General features: G+C 54.8%; 18 protein-coding genes. 9 read left to right on the top strand and 9 right to left on the bottom strand.

The window, feature by feature from the left end; genetic code table 11:
• Positions 1-3: 3 nt before the first annotated feature.
• The 4 genes from dsrO to fmdA all read right to left on the bottom strand — a co-directional run bounded on the left by dsrO (position 4) and on the right by fmdA (position 4,995).
• The gene (gene dsrO, locus AC1RSM_RS05010) at positions 4-762 is read right to left on the bottom strand and encodes a sulfate reduction electron transfer complex DsrMKJOP subunit DsrO (RefSeq protein WP_492930066.1); all 759 of its coding nucleotides are present in this window, start codon (positions 760-762) and stop codon (positions 4-6) included.
• Between the two features lie 208 nt (positions 763-970).
• Entirely contained in the window at positions 971-3,265 is a 2,295-nt protein-coding gene (locus AC1RSM_RS05005; protein WP_492930064.1) for a TonB-dependent siderophore receptor, read from the bottom strand.
• Between the two features lie 185 nt (positions 3,266-3,450).
• Positions 3,451-3,738, bottom strand: coding sequence for an FmdB family zinc ribbon protein (locus AC1RSM_RS05000; RefSeq protein WP_492930062.1), 288 nt, complete (start codon positions 3,736-3,738; stop codon positions 3,451-3,453).
• Positions 3,739-3,795: 57 nt separating this feature from the next.
• The gene (fmdA, locus tag AC1RSM_RS04995) at positions 3,796-4,995 is read right to left on the bottom strand and encodes a formamidase (protein ID WP_492930060.1); all 1,200 of its coding nucleotides are present in this window, start codon (positions 4,993-4,995) and stop codon (positions 3,796-3,798) included.
• A gap of 454 nt (positions 4,996-5,449) precedes the next feature.
• Here fmdA and AC1RSM_RS04990 point away from each other — a divergent pair, with 454 nt between their 5' ends.
• From AC1RSM_RS04990 to AC1RSM_RS04980, 3 genes are all read left to right on the top strand, one after another.
• Complete coding sequence (locus AC1RSM_RS04990) at positions 5,450-6,826, top strand: 8-oxoguanine deaminase (protein ID WP_492930058.1); 1,377 nt, start codon at positions 5,450-5,452, stop codon at positions 6,824-6,826.
• A gap of 55 nt (positions 6,827-6,881) precedes the next feature.
• Complete coding sequence (locus AC1RSM_RS04985) at positions 6,882-8,408, top strand: nucleobase:cation symporter-2 family protein (protein WP_492930056.1); 1,527 nt, start codon at positions 6,882-6,884, stop codon at positions 8,406-8,408.
• Between the two features lie 188 nt (positions 8,409-8,596).
• The gene (locus AC1RSM_RS04980; RefSeq protein ID WP_492930054.1) at positions 8,597-9,046 is read left to right on the top strand and encodes an Hsp20/alpha crystallin family protein; all 450 of its coding nucleotides are present in this window, start codon (positions 8,597-8,599) and stop codon (positions 9,044-9,046) included.
• A gap of 60 nt (positions 9,047-9,106) precedes the next feature.
• On the opposite strand, the gene AC1RSM_RS04975 is transcribed toward AC1RSM_RS04980, so the two are convergent.
• The 3 genes from AC1RSM_RS04975 to AC1RSM_RS04965 all read right to left on the bottom strand — a co-directional run bounded on the left by AC1RSM_RS04975 (position 9,107) and on the right by AC1RSM_RS04965 (position 12,435).
• A complete protein-coding gene (locus AC1RSM_RS04975) occupies positions 9,107-10,141 on the bottom strand; it encodes a methyltransferase (protein WP_492930052.1) in 1,035 nt (344 codons plus the stop codon).
• 125 nt (positions 10,142-10,266) lie between these two features.
• Positions 10,267-11,583, bottom strand: a complete 1,317-nt coding sequence (locus AC1RSM_RS04970) for a M20 metallopeptidase family protein (RefSeq protein ID WP_492930050.1) — start codon at positions 11,581-11,583, stop codon at positions 10,267-10,269.
• 84 nt (positions 11,584-11,667) lie between these two features.
• Complete coding sequence (locus AC1RSM_RS04965; RefSeq protein ID WP_492930048.1) at positions 11,668-12,435, bottom strand: AraC family transcriptional regulator; 768 nt, start codon at positions 12,433-12,435, stop codon at positions 11,668-11,670.
• 97 nt (positions 12,436-12,532) lie between these two features.
• Here AC1RSM_RS04965 and AC1RSM_RS04960 point away from each other — a divergent pair, with 97 nt between their 5' ends.
• The 6 genes from AC1RSM_RS04960 to AC1RSM_RS04935 all read left to right on the top strand — a co-directional run bounded on the left by AC1RSM_RS04960 (position 12,533) and on the right by AC1RSM_RS04935 (position 18,612).
• Positions 12,533-13,663, top strand: coding sequence for an MFS transporter (locus AC1RSM_RS04960; protein ID WP_492930046.1), 1,131 nt, complete (start codon positions 12,533-12,535; stop codon positions 13,661-13,663).
• A gap of 157 nt (positions 13,664-13,820) precedes the next feature.
• A complete protein-coding gene (locus tag AC1RSM_RS04955) occupies positions 13,821-15,059 on the top strand; it encodes an MFS transporter (RefSeq protein WP_492930044.1) in 1,239 nt (412 codons plus the stop codon).
• A gap of 4 nt (positions 15,060-15,063) precedes the next feature.
• Complete coding sequence (locus AC1RSM_RS04950; protein WP_492930042.1) at positions 15,064-15,927, top strand: alpha/beta hydrolase; 864 nt, start codon at positions 15,064-15,066, stop codon at positions 15,925-15,927.
• Positions 15,924-16,916: a VOC family protein gene (locus tag AC1RSM_RS04945; protein WP_492930040.1), complete on the top strand. Its 993-nt coding sequence runs from the start codon at positions 15,924-15,926 to the stop codon at positions 16,914-16,916. Before AC1RSM_RS04950 ends, AC1RSM_RS04945 begins: the two co-directional genes overlap by 4 nt.
• Before the next feature lie 10 nt (positions 16,917-16,926).
• Positions 16,927-18,069, top strand: a complete 1,143-nt coding sequence (locus AC1RSM_RS04940) for an FAD-dependent oxidoreductase (RefSeq protein WP_492930038.1) — start codon at positions 16,927-16,929, stop codon at positions 18,067-18,069.
• 87 nt (positions 18,070-18,156) lie between these two features.
• Entirely contained in the window at positions 18,157-18,612 is a 456-nt protein-coding gene (locus AC1RSM_RS04935; RefSeq protein WP_492930036.1) for a MarR family winged helix-turn-helix transcriptional regulator, read from the top strand.
• Positions 18,613-18,621: 9 nt separating this feature from the next.
• On the opposite strand, the gene nudC is transcribed toward AC1RSM_RS04935, so the two are convergent.
• Both nudC and AC1RSM_RS04925 read right to left on the bottom strand, forming a co-directional pair.
• Entirely contained in the window at positions 18,622-19,383 is a 762-nt protein-coding gene (nudC, locus tag AC1RSM_RS04930; RefSeq protein WP_492930034.1) for an NAD(+) diphosphatase, read from the bottom strand.
• 610 nt (positions 19,384-19,993) lie between these two features.
• Positions 19,994-20,926, bottom strand: coding sequence for a YicC/YloC family endoribonuclease (locus tag AC1RSM_RS04925; protein WP_492930032.1), 933 nt, complete (start codon positions 20,924-20,926; stop codon positions 19,994-19,996).
• Between the last annotated feature and the right edge of the window lie 63 nt (positions 20,927-20,989).

The following is a 20,989-nucleotide window of genomic DNA, read 5'->3' as shown; positions in this document are numbered from 1 at the left end:
CCCTTAGAACTGAGTGGTCAGGCGCACACTGGCCTGGCCATCCACACCATCAACGAACTCGTCCGGCAAACCGATGTAGAACACATGCGGATTGGTGTTCATGCCGGGCTTGAGCACGCGAATTTCCTCTTTGTGCTCTTTGAGCAATTGGGAAATCGTGCTGGCTTCGTCGTTCATGTCGCCAATAATGCGGGCACCGCCCACACAGCTTTCCACACAGGCTGGCAACAGACCCACTTCCAGGCGATGCTCGCAGAAAGTGCACTTGTCGGCGGTCTGCGTTTCATGGTTAATGAAACGGGCATCGTAAGGACAGGCCTGTACACAGTAGGCACAGCCGACACAGCGTTCGTTGTCGACCAACACCACACCGTCTTCGCGCTGGAAGGTTGCCTGCACAGGACAAACCGGCACACAGGGTGGGTCGTCACAGTGATTACAGAGGCGAGGCAAGCTCAGCATGGCCGCTTGCTGCTGTTCGTCCAGCACTTCGTACTGCAGAACCGTGGTGCGGAACTGCCCAATGGGAGGAGCGTTTTCGATCGAACAGCTGACCGTACAGGCCTGGCAACCGATGCACTTTCTCAAGTCAACCACCATGCCATAGCGAGCCCCGTCTTTACCGCCACCGCGTCGTGGTGGCTGGCTATTCATGGCTGCCTGAACAGGCTGAATAGGAATGATCGTGGCACCGGCGCTCAGGCCCAGCAATTCCTTAAGAAAACGTCGCTTGCCCTTCTTGGGCTCGGCGGTGGGAATCATGTGTTTTCCTTTTTTTGCTTGGGTTTAACCCAATTACATTATTTGTAGTTATAAGCATATTAAGAATTCACAGATACGGACTTGATGAAGGTCAAACAGAACATTTAAAGGTTGAAATGTTGACGCTCGCCTGTACTTTTCAGGCATAAAAAAGCGCCCCGTCTTCCGTAAGCGGGGCGCTATATACCTAAGTTATTTACGATTTTGCTTAGAACGTGCCGCTCAAGCCCAGGAAGAAAGTGCGACCGGGTTGGTTGAATGTGTAGGCACCGGCACCGTAGATATAGTTGGGTGTACCCAGGTTCACACCGATGGCATTACCACGACGGAACAGGCGTTTGTCGAACAGATTATCCACACCGGCATTGATGCGGAAATGCTTGTTGATCTTGTACTGCGTACTCAAGCCAAACAAGGCATAAGGGGAAACCTTGTCGGTGGCGGAGCCCGTCAAAGGCTGGCCATAAAAGTCATACTTGGGCGGTTTTTGTTCACCATAAAAGGTTGCTTTGGCACGCAAAGACCAGTCAGCATTCACGTTCCAGTCCAGAGTGGTGTTGATGGTGTACTTGGGAATCGTGGATAGCGCTTCACCCGTGGTCTTGTTCTTGGACTCGATCATGTAGGTGAAGTTGGTTGACCACAGCCAGTTTTCAGCCAAAGGCAGCGTCAAGTTACCTTCCAGACCCGAAACCACGGCTTTGGGAATGTTCTCCCATTGCAGGACCAACTGTTGATTGTTCAATGCAGTAAAGCTGTTGGTGGCAAATCGTCCGGCTTCCACTTTGTTACGGTAATCATTGTGGAAGTAGGTCAGGCTGGCACCCAGACCATCATCCCCCACATATTCCACACCCAGCTCTTTATTAATGCTGGTTTCAGCCTTCAAGTCCGAATTACCTTGCAGGAAGCAACCCGTGCTGCTGCCCGTCGTATTGCCCCAGCAGCCGTTACCCTGACTGTACAAGGTGTAGCCGTCATTGCTTTGATACAGGTTGGGAGCTTTGTAAGCGCGGGCAATACCGGCTTTCAGCAACCAGTTATCCGTCACGGCATGCGTCAGGTTCAGCGAAGGACTCCAGTTGCTGCCATGCTTGTCGTGATAGTCAAAACGCAGACCAGGCGTAACGGTGGTCTTATCGGTCGCGTAGATATTGTTTTCAGCGAAAACCGAGTAAATATTCGCCCGCGACTTGGGTTTGTATTTGTTGGGGACGCCAGGAATACGGGTAGGGTTACGTAGAGCCAAATCCGAGGACTTGTCATTCAATTCCTGACCAACCCATTCCATGCCGATCGTGGCGTACTGCTCAACGCTGCCGGTCTTGAATTGATGGCTGACCTCAGAGTGGGCCGTCAAAGTAGTCAAGTCTACGGTGCCAAAACCACTGTCCTTCACACGCGCAGGATCATTGAAAGCTCCTTCAGTACCACCGGCCATACCTTCCAAAATACGGTAATTACGCGTTTTCTCGTATTGGAAGTAGGCGAGGGAGTTCGTCTTGTCATTCCAGTCGCCACGGTGGGTCAGGGAATAGCTCTGGCGGTACATCTTGTTGGTTTCATCGCCCAACTGACGTTTGACCTCATCATTGGTATTCGTGTTTTGCGTATCGCCGGTGTAGATATTCCCCTGACGGCTATAGGACGCCTCCAGGTCTACAGTCTGGCGGCTGTCAGGGCGCCAGGATAGCAAGCCATTGATGTCTTTATTACGCACACCCTCACGACCGGCAGGCAAGCTGTTCGCATTGCTGCCCCCACGTTCGGTCTGGTGTCCTTTGTTGATCTCCGGATCATCCGCATCTGTCTTGTTCAGGTTCCCGTACAAGCGGAAAGACAGGGATTCGCTGACCGGGCCACTCAAGCCAAAGCTCATGCGCCGCGTTGCGCCTTCGTCACTATGCTCTGGCAAGTTGCCATACAAAGAGTAGGTGCCTTGAAATGTGTCCGTCGTGGGCTTGGTGATGATATTGACCACACCACCTGCAGCACCATTTCCGTAGCGGGCGGCCGCCGGGCCACGCAACACTTCTACGCGTTCGATCTGCTCAGCAGGGACCCAGTTGGTATCACCACGCGAATCACGTTCGCCACGCCAGCCGAAACGCACGGCCGAACGTGAACTGACGGGTTTGCCGTCAATCAGAATCATGGTGTTTTCCGGGCCCATGCCGCGGATGTCGATTTGTCGGTTATTACCGCGCTGACCGCTAGCGGAGTTACCGGTCAGGTTAACGCCCGGCATAGTGCGCAGAACTTCGGAAATATCGTTGGCGGGAGGGGATTTCTGGATGTCTTCGGCGGTGATGATGGAGGAGCCCAGAGTTTGCTTGAGTTCATCCTCGGCCTTGACCACGATACGTTCTAATTCGTCCACCTCTTGAGCCTGCGTCTGATAGGGGAAAGCGAACAATAAAGCCACTGCCAGACTACTTAAAGGCATAAACGATGCACCGCTAGGCAGCTGGCGCAAAGCGGCGAGGGACGAGAACACCGACATGATAAACACCCAGTAATAATGAGATTGATTCTTGATTATAAACAGGGCTCTGCAGCGGCGTTACAGCAATCACCTAAATCCAACACATGGAGCAAGACAAAATTGGCCCAACGCAAGCGGCCAAGGGGAGAGCAGGCAGAACTGTCAAAACTGACAGCTTGCAAAGTCCGCCTGCACCACTGTATTTAGGCGCACACGCTGCAGCCCGGTCCCATACAGGTATGCAGAACCGAGTTACGGGTACTGGAACGGGTGCCGGGGCCGGTGACATTATTGCCCGCCAGTGCTTGCTGGGGCGTCAGGCCGCGTGTCGGGCCGTCTTTGCTGAACAGGCGACGGGGTGCACTCAATTGCAGCAACAAGGTGCCTTGCTGGCAGGAGCTACAGGTCTGGGGATCGTTGCGCGTTGCAATGCTGCGCAAGCTGCTGCTGCGCGTCAGGCAATGATTGCAAAGGTAATCGTACAAAGGCATGGCAAATCCAAATAAAGCAAACCCTGGCCCAAAAAACGGGCCAGGGTTAAAGACCAATCAGGTCAAGCTACAGCGAGTGCCAGGGCGGCCAAAACGGGCCGCGTCATTCAAAGCACCTTTAGGCAAGATATCGGTATCGAAAATACCGGTAGGCAATGCCAGCGAAGCAGAGCTATTGGGTAGATCCACCACGCCACCGTAACGGCCCTCTACAGGAGCCGCCGTCAGCAGCATGTACGCCTGTGCTGGCGACAGCTCCGTCGTGCGGGTGATGTAGTCGATTGCGGCCAGACAGGCCTGGCGATATGCCACCGTGGAGTCCAGGTAGTAGTTCACGCCTTCTTCCACGCTGATGCCTGTGAAGTGCATCCACTGATCGTACTTGGGGTCGTGACGGCCGGGTACGTAGATCGGTGCGGTCAGATTGTATTTGGCCATGCCGCCTTTGATCAGATCAAAGCCAAGATGGGCCGCGCCGTCCATTTCAATGGCGCCACAGAAGGAGATCTCGCCATCGCCTTGGGAGAAGTGCAAATCGCCCATGGACAAGCCTGCACCCTTCACATAGACCGGGAAGTAAATCCGCGAGCCAATGGTCAGGTTTTTGATATCCAGGTTGCCGCCATGCTCACGCGGAGGCACGGTACGGGCAGCTTCGGCCGCCATGCGGTCAAACTCGGCCCCTTTAACACCACGCAAAACAGCAGTTTTGGCATCCGGTGGATTGGCATGACCTTTTGGAACCAGCAGGGCTTCACGGCGGTTCCATTCACGCAGCAGCTCATGCGAGGGCAGGGTGCCGATCAAGCCTGGGTGCATCATGGCCGCAATACGCACCCCGGGTATGTGGCGCGAGGTGGCATACACCCCATGCAGATCCCAGATGGCCTTGTCCGCTTCTGGGAAATGGTCGGCCAAAAAGCCACCGCCATTTTCTTTGGCAAAAATACCCGAGAAACCCACGGGGGTAATGCAGCGAATATCCAGCAGATCCACCACCAAAATATCGCCGGGCTCAGCACCTTCAACGTGGATGGGGCCTGTCAGTGGATGGGCGCGTGTCAGGTCAACGTCGCGGACGTCGTTGGCGCTGTCGGTGTTTTTGATTTGTGCGTCCAGAAAGTCCATACATTCCAGAATCATCTCTTCACCGGGCTTGACGCTGGTCAGGTCTGGAATATCGGGGTGCCACCGGTTATGACCGATCTCGGCTTGCTCGGCCAGGGGTGCGCCGGGTTTGATTTTTATATGCTGCATGTGTTCTCCGAAGAATGTGTGCGAGGTCCGCACAACGGCGCTATTTCTGCGCTTGGCGACATCATTAACATGACTGGACAAGGGTGGTCAAAACACGAAAACGCGCGGTTTTATAGGTTTATTTATGCCGTTAAATAAATTCTTAAGCGAGTCAATGATTTAGGCTTTAAGGGATAAACAATCAACAAAGCGGGGATTTTGTCCAGAGGGCAAATCCTGATTTTTGAGCACTTTTTTTCAGCCCCAAACACGGGGAAATCTCTGCCCCCCACGATATATAGCAATCCATATACAAGGCATATGACTTCTTGGATGCAGCAAGAATATCCACGGTTTAGGCGGTGCTTGGCGAGCAGATCATGACGGGCCGAATAACCCTTATCACAAGGGGTATATAAGTCAGCAAGTCGAACTGACAACAATGAAAAACAACTAAAACGCAGGAGACACAAGCATGACTAGCCGTTCCCCGATTCTGTGGATTCGTAATCCGATGGCCTGTTCGGATGAACAAGCCGCAGGTGGTGTACTGGTTCAAGACAGCCGCATCATCGAAAAAGTCGCCGCCGGCCAGCAACCCCTTCAAGCTTACGATCAGACTTGGGATGCTTCCCGTCACGTATTGCTGCCAGGCCTGGTCAATACGCACCATCACTTTTATCAAACGCTGACGCGCGCCTATACACCGGCGCTGAACAAGCCTTTGTTCCCCTGGCTGACCACTTTGTATGACGTCTGGGCTGGCCTGGATGATGAGCAAATGCAGGTGGCCAGTGAACTGGCCATGGTGGAGCTGCTGCAATCGGGCTGTACAACGGTGGCCGATCACCACTATGTATTTTCCGGCGCCTTGCAACACGCTATTGATTGTCAGGCTGAAACCGCACAGCGACTAGGTGTGCGCGCCGCACTGACACGCGGCTCCATGAGCGTTGGTCGCGACCAGGGCGGTTTGCCCCCTCAAAACGTCGTTCAGGACGAGCAAACCATTCTGGACGACAGCCTGCGTTTGATTCGCCAATATCACCAGCGGGAAGACGGGGCCATGATTACGCTGGCACTGGCTCCCTGTTCTCCCTTTTCCGTTAGCCGGGAATTGATGAGCGAAAGCGCCAAGCTGGCAGAACGTGAGGACGTCCGTCTGCACACCCATCTGGCCGAGACAGACGACGAAACCGCCTACTGCGAGCGCCTGTTTGGCATGCGTCCGTTGGATTATCTGGACCAGCAGGGATGGTTAAGCAATCGCACCTGGCTGGCTCACGGCATTCACTTTAATGACGATGAGATTCAGCGCCTGGGCAAAGCCGGGACAGGCATCGCGCACTGCCCCTCGTCCAATATGGTTTTGGGCAGCGGCCTGTGCCGCACCATCGAACTGGAAGCTGCTGGTGCACCCGTTGGTTTGGCAGTGGATGGTTCTGCTTCTAACGACCACTCCAATCTGGCTCAGGAAATGCGTCAGGCGCTGCTACTGGGCCGCCTGCGCTACGCACCCGGTCAGGTCACCCATCAGGCTGTCATTCGCTGGGCCACACAAGGCTCAGCCCGCTGCTTGGGCCGTGAGGACATTGGTGGCCTGAATGTGGGCCAGCAAGCGGACTTGGCCTTGTTCACCTTGGACGAGCTGCGTTTTTCCGGTGCAGAAAACCCCTTGGCTGCCTTGCTGCTGTGCGGCGCAGATCGGGCCGACCGCGTCATGGTCGCCGGCCAATGGCGAGTCATCGACGGCCAGCCCTGCGGTATCGACCTTCAGGAACTGATGCACCGCCATCAACATGCCGCTCGCCGTCTGCGTGACAAGGTGGAGGTCAGCGTAGCCACAGCTTGATTTTTTTAGCGACAGGGCCATAGAGCCCTGCCTATCCATTATTCGGAGACAACTAATGACACAAACAACGACAAGAGACGCCGCGCAAACGCAGCGTCCAGAAGACGAGAATCTGGGCCTGGGTGCCAATCTGGCCTACGGCTTTCAACACGTACTGACCATGTACGGCGGCATTATTGCCGTGCCCCTGATTATTGGCGAAGCCGCTGGCTTGCCTCCTAGTGAAACTGGCTTGTTGATTACGGCCTGCCTGTTCATGGGCGGTTTGGCCACTTTGCTGCAAACCTTGGGCGTTCCCTTTTTCGGATGCCGCCTGCCCCTGGTCCAAGGTGTGTCGTTCTCTGGTGTCGCCACCATGATTGCGATCTTGAATACAGGAGGCGGCCTGCCCGCTGTATTTGGCGCCGTTATTGTGGCCTCCCTGATAGGGCTGCTGATTACCCCCTTGTTTTCACGCATCATCCGCTTCTTCCCGCCTTTGGTCACAGGCTGCGTGATTACCACCATTGGCTTGACCCTGATGCCTGTTGCCGCATTTTGGGCCATGGGCGGCAATCCTTCAGCCCCTGACTTTGGCAGCGTCGGCAATATCTCCCTGGCTGCCATGACGCTGGCGATTGTCCTGTTGCTGAGCAAACTGGGAAGTGCCGCCATTTCGCGCTTGTCCATCTTGCTGGCCATCATTATTGGGACTGTGATTGCCGCAGCCATTGGTCATGCCGATTTCTCCGCAGTAGGCGAAGGCGAGGTTTTTGCCTTGCCTAGCCTGTTCCACTTTGGCATGCCAACCTTCCAGACCGCCGCCATTATTTCCATGTTCATTGTGATCATCGTCACCTTGGTGGAAACATCGGCCGACATTCTGGCGGTGGGTGACATCATCGAAACCAAGGTGGACTCCAAGCGCCTGGGCGATGGCCTGCGTGCCGATATGCTGTCCAGCCTGGTGGCTCCGATCTTTGGCTCCTTCACACAAAGCGCTTTTGCTCAGAACGTCGGTCTGGTAGCGGTAACAGGTGTTAAAAGCCGTTATGTTGTCGCCTTTGGTGGTTTGATTCTGATTGCCCTGGGCTTGCTGCCCGTCATGGGCCGTCTGGTTGCCGCTGTACCACCTGCTGTCTTGGGTGGTGCCGGCATGGTCTTATTTGGCACGGTGGCCGCCAGCGGTATTCGTACTTTGGCCAAGGTCAACTACGAAAACAATATGAACCTGATCATTGTGGCCACTGCCATTGGCGCGGGCATGATCCCTATCGTGGCTCCTAAGTTCTACGAGCATTTCCCTGTCTGGTTCGCAACGATTTTCCACTCCGGCATCAGCTCTGCTGCTTTGGTAGCCATTGTGCTGAACCTGCTGTTCAACCACTTCAAACTGGGTAATCCTGATCAACCCTCTGTGTTCGCGGCAGGCGGTGGACGCTACCTGCGCGTGTCGGATGTGGCCAAACTGAACGAAGGCGATCGTGTCGTTAATGGGAAAGTGGTGGATAAAGAAGGGAAGGAAGTGCCTATCCTGAGCGATGAGCATTCCGAACCTGAAGAGGTCAGTATTCATGCCAAACCCAGCCTGAGCAACGCATAAGCCGCCCAAAACCTGCTGCTCTACGTATTAAATGCCCGTCTGCACCTTCTAAAAGAAGGCTGGACGGGCGTTGTTTATATCAGGGCTTGAAAAGTCCCAAGCTGCCACTATCTATTAATGCGTAGGCGATCAGAGCCCACGCCTCCCTACTTACGCAGGGCTCAATTTCTACAAAATGGAGTTCAAGCATGGCAAATAATTTGACACGTTTCAATCCGTTTGGTGAGCTGGCTGGCTTGGATACGTGGCGCGATTTTGAAGATATTTTCCGGCGTGTACCGGTTGTTGGCTCCTTGGCGGGCAATACCCCCCCTAGCATTCGACTGGATGTACACGAGGACGAAGGGGCTTACCGGGTCAGTGCGGAAGTCCCAGGCATCAACAAAGAAGATGTTCACGTCAGTGTTGATGGCAACGTAGTATCCATCCGCGTCGAAAGCCGACGTCAGCATGAGGAAAAAGAAGGCGACACGGTATTGCGCAGCGAACGCTATTACGGCGTCCAAACCCGCAGTTTCAGCCTGGCTCAGGATATTGACGACACCCAGGCCAGCGCTAAATGTGAAAACGGCGTTTTGGAGCTGGTTCTGCCCAAGAAAAAGGGTGGGGCTGGGGCCAAGAAGCTGGAAATCCGTTAAACCTGAACGCTCACAAAGAAACCGCGCCATATCGGCGCGGTTTTCTTTTACAGCCGTCTTTCAAGCGTGCTCAAGCTCCAGAATAGAGCACACGCCACCGCAATCTATATGCCGTATCAAGCGCAGACCCGCGTGGGCAAACAAAGATTCAAATTCTGCCTGTGTCCGTTCACGGCTATTTTCCAGTACACCCATCACAACCAGGTCCAGCAGCTTGCCGCCGTTAGGGCGGTTATCCGGCTGGATGACAGCCTCTAAAACCAAGACCCGGCCCTGTTTGGACATACCCTGCTTGCAGTTGCGCAAAATGCGTATGGATTGCTCATCACTCCAGTCATGTAGAACATTCTGCAGCAAGTAGACATCCCCCTCAGGACAGCTCTCAAAAAAATCGCCTGCTACATGCTCCCAGCGATCTGCCTGGTTCAAATCAGCCAAAACCGAGTTTTCCAGCACTTGCGCGTGATCATATAAGACGCCATAGGCGCTGGGATGCTGTTGCAAGACCAAGGACAATAGACGGCCGATACCGCCGCCCACATCAACCACTCGCGCTCCTTGAGGGATGTCGATTTTCTCTATTAAGAGGCGGTTGGAAGCCATCGATTTTTCAGAAATACCTTGGTGAAAAATAGAGTGGATGGAGGGATCCTCCCAATGCTCAAAAAAACCATGCCCAAAATGCTCACGAAAAATCGGTGAGCCTGCAGCGGCTCGTGCCAGGTCTTGTACCCCATACAAAAGAGCAGGGTCAGTCAGCATTAAGGTTGCATCTTTCAAACGCGCACTGGCATCTGTGCGTAAATGCTGACCCAACTGATCAAGCTGGTACGTATTGACAGGCTGTTCGCGGAACACGCCGTACGCGCACAAGACCCGCATAATGCGCTGCAAATGAAGTGCCTGTGTATGTGTTGCAGAAGCTAAGTCCTCGATCGCAAGAGGGCCGTCTTTTAAATGATCGGCCACATCCAGTTGAACGGCTGCGCGAAGCGCGGCCGGCACAGAGCTAGCCATGATTAAGCTGAGCAGGGCGATGGAACTATCTTGAGTCGACTCTTTACTTGGTTTGCTGGCAACAGAAAATCGTGTCATCTCTATCCCTTTATAAATTAGGCCGGTCACTTAAACGTGAACCGGCCATTTTTAGAAACGAACCATATTCAATCAGAGCGAATGATCAATATGCGCTTCTTACAAGGGACAGAAAACCCAAAAACTCAAGGTTTCTTGTTCTCGAGCATATAAGTCAGAGAACTGGCCACTAAGGCCCGTGTACCGATGCGCAGTGCCTTTTCATCAATCATGAACTCGGGCGAATGGTTAGGTGCGCCCACTTTGTCTGCGTGAGGGGAAGCATTCAAGCGCCAGAACACCAAGGGGATGTTCTTGGAGAAGGCCCCGAAGTCTTCCGAGCCCATGCCGGCTTGCACTTCTTTGGCGCCGATGCCGTCAGTGGCTTGATTCAAGGCCGGGCTGATGAGCTGAGTCACCTGCGGATCACTGATCAGGACTTCATACCCCGTATCGATTTTCACCGTGGCTTTCAGGCCATGGCTGTCAGCAATGTTTTGCGCGTAGCGCTTGATCAGCTCATGTGCCGTAGCCTGATTCATTTTCGACAGGGAACGTACCGTGCCGGAGATGTAAGCAGTTTCGGGCAGGACGTTAGGACGGTTGCCACTTTGCAGAGAACCTACCGTCACCACCGTCGTGCCATCAAGCGGGTTCGTGCGCTGAGCAATGATGTTGTTCAAGGCCATTACGGTTTCCGCTGCGGCCACGACGGGTGAACTGGCCCCCCAAGGGGAAGAGCCATGGCCGCCTTTTCCATCCAGGGTGATGGAGAATACGTCGCCACTGGCCATCAGGCTGCCTTGGCGATAACCAATGCTGCCCACCGGATAAGCGGGGCCAATATGCTGCCCCATGATCACATCTACCTTGGGCTTGTCCAGCACACCTTCTTTCATCATGGCGTTGGCACCACTGAGCGGCGTGCCTGGGCCTTGCTCTTCAGCAGGCTGGAACAACAAGACGATGGTGCCGGGCAGCTCGGCTCGCATATCGGAAAAGACCTTGGCGGCGCCCAAGAGCATGGCGACGTGGGTGTCATGGCCGCAAGCATGAGAAACCGGCACTTCTTTGCCTTGCCATTGGCCCACAGCGGTGGATTTAAAGGGCAGGTCATTGCGTTCCAGCACGGGCAGGGCATCCATATCGGCCCGCAGCGCCACTACCGGCCCAGGCTTGCCACCCTTCAGTACCGCTTTAATGCCGGTTTGCGCAATACCGGTCTGGATTTCGTAGCCCGGCATGGTTTCCAGAGCCGCCTTGATGTAAGCAGCCGTGTTGTGCTCTTGATAAGACAGTTCGGGGTTCTGGTGAATGTGGCGGCGCCACTCAATCACTTGCTGTTCCAGGGCATCTGCTTTGCTCAGTGCTTGATCCACCATTCCCTGGCTGGCTTGAGCCAAGGCACTGCCAGCCATCAAACAACTGGCTGCAATCAGACTCAGGCGAAATGAAAACGTCATTGTGCTCCTCTCTCTTTTTTGTAGTCGTAGAGGGCCGATCATAGTGCTTAAACAATCAGCAGCCAAAGTGGTGTTTATCCTCGCTTACGTAAGCGGCTGTCTCGCGTAGTGGCCCGGAGTCTGCCCCATCTGTTCTTTAAAGAAGGCGATAAACGCGCTATCACTGGCAAATCCCAGCTCCGAGGCCACCTGAGTAACGGCGTTTCCCGTGGCCAGCTGTTCCAGCGATTTAAGTAAACGCCATTGCTGACGCCACTGTTGGTAGCCCAAGCCGGTGTCGCGCTTGAAGAGACGGGTAATAGTCTTTTCTCCTGCACCCAGATACTCGGCCAATACATTCAAGGCAGGTGGCAGGGTATCGATAGGGATGCGTTTTAGACGCGGGTCTTGCGGCAAGGGCAGGAAAAGTGCTTGATCGGGCGCGCTCTTGAGTTCATCCAGCAAAACCTGCATCACATACAAACCCGGCGGCTGATCCCAATCCTTGTCCAGATCAGCTTGCGCAACGCGATCAAGCACTGCAGTCAACAAATCATTGGCGGCCAGGATCTGCACCTGCTCAGGTAAGTCGGGGTAGTGAGCGGGGTCCAGATACACCGAGCGATAGTCCACCTGTTCACTCATTCTGGCTTGGTGGGGCAGCAGGGCAGGAATCCAGATCAAGCGGCCCGGTGGCAATAAACACAGCTGCTGGTCCAAAGTCACACGGATGCAACCGCTGTGTGTATACAGAATTTGCCCCCAGGGGTGCTGATGCAAGCCCGAGTCGTGCTGCGCTAATCGTGCAGCAATCCCCAGCGCATGTCGGCCATTCAAGTCGGGAAAAGGATCACTAGAGTCGAGCCAAGGCATGGTTGTCCGATTTAATGGATTTCCAATCAGAATACTTGTAATAGAAAAATCACACCACGTTTACGCTGATTCTTTCTCTACTTTCAGTGTAATTAGCATGTCTCGTTTCCTACTCTTGATGATCGCTTTGATCATGTTTCCACAAGTCGTGGAAACCGCCTATAGCCCAGCTCTGCCCCTGATCGCTGACAGCTATAGTGTCTCGGCCAGCCGTGCGGGGCAAACTTTATCGGTTTACTTTATTGCCTTTGCGGCAGGTGTCCTTTTTTGGGGTTATGTGTGTGACAAAGCCGGGCGGCGGCCCGCCGTTCTAGCAGGTTTGACGGTGTACGGCTTGGGTTGTCTGCTGGCCTTGTTCAGCCCCAGCTTCAGTGTTTTGCTGGTGGCACGCATGATTAGCGCCTTCGGCGCAGCGATCGGCTCGATTGGTGTGCAAACCATGTTGCGAGACCGCTATCAGGCAGAAGATTTGGCCAAAGTCTTTGGCACCATAGGAGCAGCCTTAGCGCTAAGCCCGTTGCTCGGCCTGGCAATGGGCGTCGTCTTGTCGGCCACTGGCAGCGCCACTCCGGTTTTCATAGGCTTATTGCTTCTGGCTGTGCTTTTACTGCTGGCCAGCGTGTTCCAGCTCCCTGAAACACGTCCCGCCCAACGCGCCCAGATCCGTTTGGTTCAAGTGCTATCGCGCTTGCTACAAGACGCGGCAATTTGGCAATCGGCCATTTTAGTTGCCTTGTTCAACATCACCATCTTCGCCTTCTACCAGTGGGCCCCATTCCTGCTGCAAAGCCTGGGTTCGGATAACCGTCCCATGATGATTGCCGGCCTTTTATTGGCTGCTGGAACCTTTATGGGTGCATTTTTGAATCGCCGTTGGCTGGCGAGAGGGCAAAGTTCCAGGCGGCTGATCTGGCGGGGGATTGTGATTCTGGCTGTCGCTGCTGTGGGTCTGGAAGTGACCGGCCAGCATTTGATCTTCTTGCTGCCCGCGGTGCTGGTGGCGCTGGCCTACGCCATTGCCATTCCCAACCTGCTGTCTGGTGCCTTGCAAAACTATCGTTCTGTGGCAGGTATGGCGGGTGCTGTATTTGGCTTGATGTACAGCCTGCTGCTGGGGGCCGGTCTGGCCTTATCGGCCTGGTGGGGCGATCTGGCCGACGTAACGGTGCTGTGCGCCGTGCTGGCCGCCATCGTTCTGGCCTTGCCTCTTAGCAAAAAAACCGTCTAGCCCTAGCCCCATCGGCCAAGTCAGGCTAGGGAATATACTAATACATATGTATTGACATGAATTAGCCCGCCTCATCATAATCCTTCATGTTTAAAGCAATTAAAGGGTGTGTCTGACAAACACCCAGCTTGAACATTTTTCCAAAGGAGAGGATGACATGGTGGAACAGGGGGTAATGGGCAATCCGCTGGACAAGGCCAAACCGCATCGCGCGGTGGCCTTGCTCATGCTGTTGATGGCCGTCATGGGCGAGATGTGCCTGGCGGCGGATTTTTACGGCTTTGCCGCCGTTATCAAAATTGTGTCGGCGGACTTGGCACTCAGCCCCGCCCAGGCCGGTTTGGTGCAGGGTGCTTTCGGAGTGTCCTTTGCATTAGGTATGTTGTTTTGGGCGCCGCGTGGCCGCTCCATGAGTTCGGTACGCTTGTACTTGATTGGTCTGGGCGGTAGCGGCTTGTTAATGCTGCTGCAAACGCAGGCACAAGACTTTACGCAGTTGTTCTTGCTGCGACTGGTCGTGGGTTTCTTTGACTCCGCCGTTTGGGTAGGGTCCATGAAAATTGTCATGCAATGGTTTGCGCCGCGCCGCCAAGGTCTGGTGCTGGGCATCATTTTGGCTGCCTATTCTCTGGCCATTACGCTGGACTTTGCGCTGGGTCTGCCTTACGCCATGGCGCATGGCTGGCGTGCCTTCTTTCTGGTATTGGGCGGGCTGACACTGAGTGCCTGTTTGATCACACAGTTGATTGTGCGATCCGGCCCTTATCAAGACCCGCACGACAAGATCCGCACCGATGCCGGTGTTTTGCGCTCCATTGCCGCACGCCCCTGGATTTGGGTAGGCATTCTGGCAATCTTCGGTGCCTTGTTCTCGGTCGCTGCCACCGCAACCTGGTTGATTCCTGCCTTGATCGATGTGCAAGGTCTGGCTCCCGAACAAGCTCCTTTGTTTGGCACAGTGATGGGCCTGTCCCAGGTGTTCTTCCTGATTCTGGGCGGCTATGTCAGCGATCGTTTTACCCGCTTGGGTGTCATGCGAGTAGGGATGTGGCTCACCATTTTGGCAGCCAGTGCCTGTGTGCTGGCCGCCTGGCAGGTACTTCCCTATAACGGCTTGCTGATTGTGGCGTTGCTGTGTGGTGTGGGCGTATTCCACGGCGGGGCCATTTTCAGCTATGTGGGCGAACGCTACGGCGTCAACCTAGGCCCCAGCGCGGCAGGCTATGCAGAAATGGGCGGGGTATTTGCCACCTTCGTCGCCCCCTCCTTGCTGGGCTTCTTGCTGAGCCTGACTGGCTCGTATGTCTGGGCATTTGGCAGCTTCCTGGCGATGGAAGTCTTGGTGTTCATCGGCTTTTTAGTCTTAAACCGCCTGCCTTCGGCCCAGGAAGAGTAAGGCTATGAACAAGCTTGTTTTCAATTCAGCCGATCTGGGGCAATACCAGCTTCAGGCGTCCGTCCCAGATTTTGATGCCGAAATGGCAGACTACCGACGCGCCAGTGAAGAGGCCAAAGCCGCGCTGGGGGACTGTTTCAGTAGCCATCAGTATGGCGACGACCCTGTCGAAAAGCTGGATGTGTTTGCAGCTCGCCAGCCTGGAGCACCGGTCTACCTGTTTATTCATGGTGGCTACTGGCGCATGTTGTCCAAAGAGGACTCGGCCATGATGGCGCAAAGCCTGCATGCCGCGGGTGCCACCGTAATTTGCATGGACTATGGCTTGGCTCCTGCCTACCGCCTACCGCAAATCATTGCGCAATGTGAGCGTGCCTTAAATTGGGTGGCCGAACACGCGACCCAGTTCAATGGCAATCCGCAGCGTATCCATGTCAGCGGCAGCTCTGCAGGTGGGCATCTTGCCGGCATGCTGCTGGCCGCCGATGCCCAGCGCAGCCCGCGTTTGATCCACAGCGCCAGCATTTTCAGCGGGGTCATGGACTTGCACCCCATTTTGCACACGGCTGTTAACGGCTGGTTGGATCTGAACGACGAACAAGCTCAACGCTATAGCCCGGCCCTGTATCCACCAGCTGCTCAAACCCCGGTGCTGATTGCCTGGGGCGCGCTGGAGCCGGAGGTCATGCAAGCGCAAAGCCGCCATTACGCCCGGCAGTGCGAGCTGTCCGGTTGCGCTGTGTGCAGCCTGGCCATTCCCGGCCGCAATCATTTCAACGTCTTGATGGAACTGGAGCAGGCCGATAGCGCATTGACGCTGGCCGTGCTGCAAACCATGAATCGTCATACCAAGGAGGAGAGACTATGACACAAGCAACTTCCCACTCCACCCAGGCCGCGTGCTTTGAGCCGCGTCGTCTTGGCCACGTCAACCTGTGGGTGGACGAACTTCAACGCGGCGAGGACTTTTACAGCCAGGTATGTGGTTTGAAAGTGGAGTTCACCGAACCCGATCTGGTGGCTACCTTTTTAGGTACCGGGCACACGCCCCACGATTTGGGCATGATGGAAACGACCAAAGGGGTGAACCGCTACGGCCGCGATGGTCTGCTGCAACTGCCTGGAACGATTGGTCTGGTGCCTGGCTTGAATCATCTGGCCTGGGAGCTGGAAAATGAAGCCGAACTGGTTGAGGGCTGGAAACGCGCCAAAGAACAGGGGCGCGATATCGACATGACGGTAGACCATCAGGTTGCCCACAGCGTCTATATGTTTGATCCAGACGGCAACTACAACGAGTTCTATTGCGACACGATCAAAGACTGGCGCAGTGTCCTGAGCGGACCGATGGAGTTGTTGACCAGCCGCTGGGACCCTGAAGGCCAGGAGCCCTTTACCGAAGGTCGCTACGATTCCAACCCGGTTCTGGAAACCGTGGCCAATGCGCCCGTACAGCCACGCCGCGTCACCCATGCTGTCTTGCGTACCGCTCAGTTAACAGCCATGCGCGTTTTTTATACCGAAGTGGGCGGCTTGGAAGTGGTCTACCAGGATGAGCAAGTCGTGTATTTGCGCGCTGGGCTGGCTAACTACGATTACAGCCTGATTCTGGTTCAGGACGAGCAAGCCTCCTTTTCCCACGGCAGTTTTGAACTGGCCAGTGTGGAGGATCTGGAACAAACCCTGCAACGTCTGAAGGCCAAGGACATTACTCCCGTCTACGACGTCAACTTGCCCTGGAAGCGTTCCTTCTTCTTGCGCGACCCCGACGGTTTGCTCAGCGAGTGGTACGTCACCTTGGCGGGTGAACGTGTATTGGATAGCAATCTGCCATTGCCTGTGTGGGCTCAAGTCTAAGGAAACCACCATGTCGGATAAAAAACTAAGTGCTTTGATCGCCGGGGGTGGTTTGGGTGGGCTGGCTACCGCAGCCGCCCTGGCCCAGCGGGGTTGGGATGTCACCGTTTTGGAGCGACAGCCCGAATTGCGTGCCAATGGTTCCGGTATCTATATATGGGAAAACGGCCTGCGAGTGCTGAAAGCGGTCGGTGCGTATGAGCAAGCCATTGAAGGGGCCTTTTACGGCAGCCACTTCGAGCAACGTGACTTGAACAATGAAGTGATCGATTGCGGCCCTACGCCGCCTCATCGTCGCCTCATTACCGTGATGCGCTCGCAACTGCTGAAATCGCTGGAGCAAGCGGGCAAACGCGCCGGTGTGAAAGTGCGTACCCATGTTGAGGTAATCGGTGCCAGTGCCCGCGGTGAGGTGCAATTAGCCTCGGGTGAACGTCTCAGGGCCGATCTGGTTGTGGGCGCTGATGGTATCTGGTCCCGCATCCGTCAATCTCTGGGTTTGGAGCTGCTTCATGAGCAAACCCGCGAAGGGGCCTTGCGGACCATGATCGAGCGCAAACCGGGCGACACGCTTGAGCAGGACGCTCAGAAATACATTGAGAACTGGAACGGCCTGCACCGTTTGCTGATTACACCCGTTAGTGAGACACAGACTTACCTGGCCTTGACCTGCCCGCATGACGATGCGCGTGCCAGCAATACCCAGATCGACAAGGAATATTGGTCGGCCTTGTTCCCTCACTGGTCACATTTAATTGAACGCATTGACGGCCCAGTCAGTTGGGGACGTTACAGCGTGACGCGCTGCAAAACCTGGTCCAGCGGGCGAACTGCGATTTTGGGCGATGCCGCCCATGCCCAACCCCCAAATCTGGGGCAGGGTGGGGGGATGGCCATGCAAAATGGTCTGGCCCTGGCCAGCTTTCTGGAAAACGTGCGCGATCCGCAGGCCATTCCAGATGCGCTGGAGGCCTGGGAAAACAGCGAACGCGAGATTGTGGAGCATTGCCAGAAATGGTCCTGTTTGTATGGCGAAATCAGCGCATTGCCAGATGAGGTGCGCACCCAAGTCGTGCGTTCCGCCATGGCAAATCCGTGGAGCTATGAGCAGATCTTCCGTGCTGCCAGCCACCAGCCTACGGGAACCGTCTAAGCAGAACCTCTGCTTGTATACTGACGGTCCGGTCGCCACCCGGTTTCAAACGGTGGCGACTGCCAGGACTGACTCACCCAAGGCATTATGAGCACAACACCCGTTTCCATCCCCGACAGCAGCGTAGAAACCAATCTGGCCTTCCAGATGGCCAATATCATCTACAAGCTGGACCAGACCCTGAGATCAACGACGCTGCGCGAGCACAATATGACTTATGTGCATTTCCGGGTCTTGCAGTATCTGTGGGATGAAGACGGGCGCAGCATCGGCGAAATAGCCAAAGCCATTGTGGTACATCAGCCGGTACTAAGCCGGGTGATTGATCAAATGCAGGAACGGGAATTGGTGCTGCGCCGTGCTGATGAAAACGACAGCCGCTATATGCGCGTGTATTTAAGCGAAACAGGCCGTGAGCGCTATGCCCAAGTCTGGCCTGCCGCCAAAGAAATGATTGATGGGGCCCTGTCCGTGCTCAATCCTAAAGAGCGCGAAGACCTGGGCCGTATGCTGCGCAATGTCGCAACGCACTTGGCGGCCTGAGCCGCGCCGTTAATCGCGAGGCTGGCCCGGCAAATGGGCCCGTATCAAGCGTCCTGCGATGGAATCGGTGTGTGGTAAATCCGGCAAGGTATCGCCAGGGCCAAACCAGCGGGCATCGTTGATTTCATCAGCCTGAATACAGAGCTCCCCGCCGGCATATTCTGCGGTATAGGCCACCATCAAAGAATGCGGGAAAGGCCAGGACTGGCTGCCGAAATACCGGATATTGTTTACCCGCAGGCCCACTTCCTCGTGAACCTCGCGGTGAATGGCTTCTTCCAGGTTTTCGCCAGCTTCCACAAAACCGGCCAGTGCGGTGTAGCGTGCAGTGGCATAGGTGGAGTGGCTGGCCAGCAAAATGCGGTCCTTGTCGCGGATCAGCACCATCATGGCAGGCGAGATACGCGGGTAGGCAGAAAAGCCGCAAGAAGAGCATCGAAAGCACATTTCATGGCTGAGTCGTTCCATCGGCGCGGCACACACCCCGCAAAAACGATGACTGCGTCCCCATTCCGATACTTGAAAGGCTCGGTTTACAAGACCTGCCTGTTCGCCCAGTTGGCTTAACACAGCACGCAAGGGGCGGAAGGTACAGCCTTCGGGGGCCGGAGCGTCTGCGGCCACGTGGCAGGCAAAATCCTGGCAATCTTGCCCTGGAAAAAGAGCATGCCATTGCGTCTGCGCTAAATCCAGAGCGGGTTTGGCGGGAATTAACGCGTCCCCATCCTGGCTACTGACCAATATTTCATTTCCACGAAAAATGAAATTCATGTGTTTTCTGTCCTTTAATAAGCCGCCTAAGCGCAGTTCAGCACCGCGTATTGTACGGGAATCGTCAGCGCAAAAAAAAGCAGAAAAATAAGGGTGAGGCTCAGGAAAGCGCTCAGGACCGGCATCGAAACAGACGTTTTAAAACCAGAAAACGTACTTGTCCAAAAAATGACGTTTGTCATTACCTAGAAGAAAAAAACAGGCACTAAAGTCCCAGGACAAGCAGTTAGCAGACAGATAATAAAGTTCATCTTTATTTAAGCGAATAGAATCATTTTTATCGCTTTAAAGCCAAATTCTTTATTCAAGAAAATTCAATTTTATTTTCTGTTTTATTTTTTTATTTAAAAATTGCTATTTTATTTTTATATATTAAGGCAGCTTATAAAGTGTATGTAATTATTTCTCTGCTTCATCAGACCACTTTCGAAAAAACAGGTGGACAAGTCTGTGTCAGCAGCCAGAAGAAAGACACAAAAAAACCGTCCAGCATCAGCAGGACGGTCTTCTTTTAAAAACATCGTAAAAACGCTAAAGCCCAGCCAAATTATTCAGCAGGGGCCCAGCAGAAAACCTGCGAGGACGCTGCTGGGATAAGGCCGAAGCGGCTTTACTCGATGTTTTGGGTCTGCTCGCGCAACTGCTCGATGCACAGTTTCAGGTCAATGGACGCTCGGGTCATGTCCATGCTCCCAGCCTTGGACCCCAGCGTATTGGCCTCACGATTCATCTCTTGGAACAAAAAGTCCAAACGCTTGCCCGTGCTGCCTTGGCGGGTACTTTTCTTGTTGGACGTGGTGCTGGTATCACCTTTTAGAATAAGCTCCAGCTCCACCAAGTGAGAACGCAGACGGGCAATTTCTTCAGCCACATCAATCCGCAAGGAGAACACGGCAGCTTCCTGGGCCACACGGGCCGACAGCTCTTCGCCCGAAATCAGGGCGAAACCATCGGGGCTGGCTTGCAGCAAGGCGTCGTGCAAGCGTGTGGCAATTTTGTTCTTTTGCTCGCTCAGGATGGAAGGCAGGTGTTGCTCTACCTCGTCCACGATGGCGCTCATATCCTGACGGATATCCAGCATGGCTTGTGCCAGACGCTGGCCTTCGCGCTCGCGCGTGGCCTGCAAGTCTTGCAGCGCTGCCTCAAACGCCTGGGTAATCAATGGAAGCCAGGCTTCGGAGTCCATATCCGAGCTATTGCCGCTCTGATTGCTCAGCAAGGTGTGCAGTTCCGGGGCAGGCAAGTCAGGAATGGCCACACGGGCCGCTTGCAACATCTGGGCCGTGCGCTCCACAGCCTCCATATCCAGGCTGCGTTGCTGCTCTGTGCCGCTACGAGCAAAGTTAACCCGCAGTTCCAGCTTGCCGCGCTGCACACCTTGGGCTGCCAACTCACGCAGCAGATTTTCGGCAAAACGCAGTTCCTCGGGCAGGCGCAGATTCAGGTCCAAAAAGCGGTTATTGACGCTGCGCATCTCGATATTGATGGAGCCTGCTTCGGACTCGGCTTTGGCGCTGCCAAACGCGGTCATGCTACGGATCATGGGTGGGTCGCTTTAAGAATGGAATAAAGCCGCCAATTGTACTCTGCTGTCCTGGCTTTGGCC

Source organism: Alcaligenes sp. GW821-FHT11D07 (assembly GCF_058808495.1).
The sequence above is the reverse complement of the archived record's forward strand: the minus strand, read 5'-3'. Positions and strand labels throughout refer to the sequence as shown.

What these genes read in the sequence shown, in the direction of transcription:
- dsrO (WP_492930066.1), bottom strand. Translation starts at nt 762, where the DNA reads ATGATTCCCACCGCCGAGCCCAAGAAGGGCAAGCGACGTTTTCTTAAG.
- AC1RSM_RS05005 (WP_492930064.1), bottom strand. Translation starts at nt 3,265, where the DNA reads ATGTCGGTGTTCTCGTCCCTCGCCGCTTTGCGCCAGCTGCCTAGCGGT.
- AC1RSM_RS05000 (WP_492930062.1), bottom strand. Translation starts at nt 3,738, where the DNA reads ATGCCTTTGTACGATTACCTTTGCAATCATTGCCTGACGCGCAGCAGC.
- fmdA (WP_492930060.1), bottom strand. Translation starts at nt 4,995, where the DNA reads ATGCAGCATATAAAAATCAAACCCGGCGCACCCCTGGCCGAGCAAGCC.
- AC1RSM_RS04990 (WP_492930058.1), top strand. Translation starts at nt 5,450, where the DNA reads ATGACTAGCCGTTCCCCGATTCTGTGGATTCGTAATCCGATGGCCTGT.
- AC1RSM_RS04985 (WP_492930056.1), top strand. Translation starts at nt 6,882, where the DNA reads ATGACACAAACAACGACAAGAGACGCCGCGCAAACGCAGCGTCCAGAA.
- AC1RSM_RS04980 (WP_492930054.1), top strand. Translation starts at nt 8,597, where the DNA reads ATGGCAAATAATTTGACACGTTTCAATCCGTTTGGTGAGCTGGCTGGC.
- AC1RSM_RS04975 (WP_492930052.1), bottom strand. Translation starts at nt 10,141, where the DNA reads ATGACACGATTTTCTGTTGCCAGCAAACCAAGTAAAGAGTCGACTCAA.
- AC1RSM_RS04970 (WP_492930050.1), bottom strand. Translation starts at nt 11,583, where the DNA reads ATGACGTTTTCATTTCGCCTGAGTCTGATTGCAGCCAGTTGTTTGATG.
- AC1RSM_RS04965 (WP_492930048.1), bottom strand. Translation starts at nt 12,435, where the DNA reads ATGCCTTGGCTCGACTCTAGTGATCCTTTTCCCGACTTGAATGGCCGA.
- AC1RSM_RS04960 (WP_492930046.1), top strand. Translation starts at nt 12,533, where the DNA reads ATGTCTCGTTTCCTACTCTTGATGATCGCTTTGATCATGTTTCCACAA.
- AC1RSM_RS04955 (WP_492930044.1), top strand. Translation starts at nt 13,821, where the DNA reads ATGGTGGAACAGGGGGTAATGGGCAATCCGCTGGACAAGGCCAAACCG.
- AC1RSM_RS04950 (WP_492930042.1), top strand. Translation starts at nt 15,064, where the DNA reads ATGAACAAGCTTGTTTTCAATTCAGCCGATCTGGGGCAATACCAGCTT.
- AC1RSM_RS04945 (WP_492930040.1), top strand. Translation starts at nt 15,924, where the DNA reads ATGACACAAGCAACTTCCCACTCCACCCAGGCCGCGTGCTTTGAGCCG.
- AC1RSM_RS04940 (WP_492930038.1), top strand. Translation starts at nt 16,927, where the DNA reads ATGTCGGATAAAAAACTAAGTGCTTTGATCGCCGGGGGTGGTTTGGGT.
- AC1RSM_RS04935 (WP_492930036.1), top strand. Translation starts at nt 18,157, where the DNA reads ATGAGCACAACACCCGTTTCCATCCCCGACAGCAGCGTAGAAACCAAT.
- nudC (WP_492930034.1), bottom strand. Translation starts at nt 19,383, where the DNA reads ATGAATTTCATTTTTCGTGGAAATGAAATATTGGTCAGTAGCCAGGAT.
- AC1RSM_RS04925 (WP_492930032.1), bottom strand. Translation starts at nt 20,926, where the DNA reads ATGATCCGTAGCATGACCGCGTTTGGCAGCGCCAAAGCCGAGTCCGAA.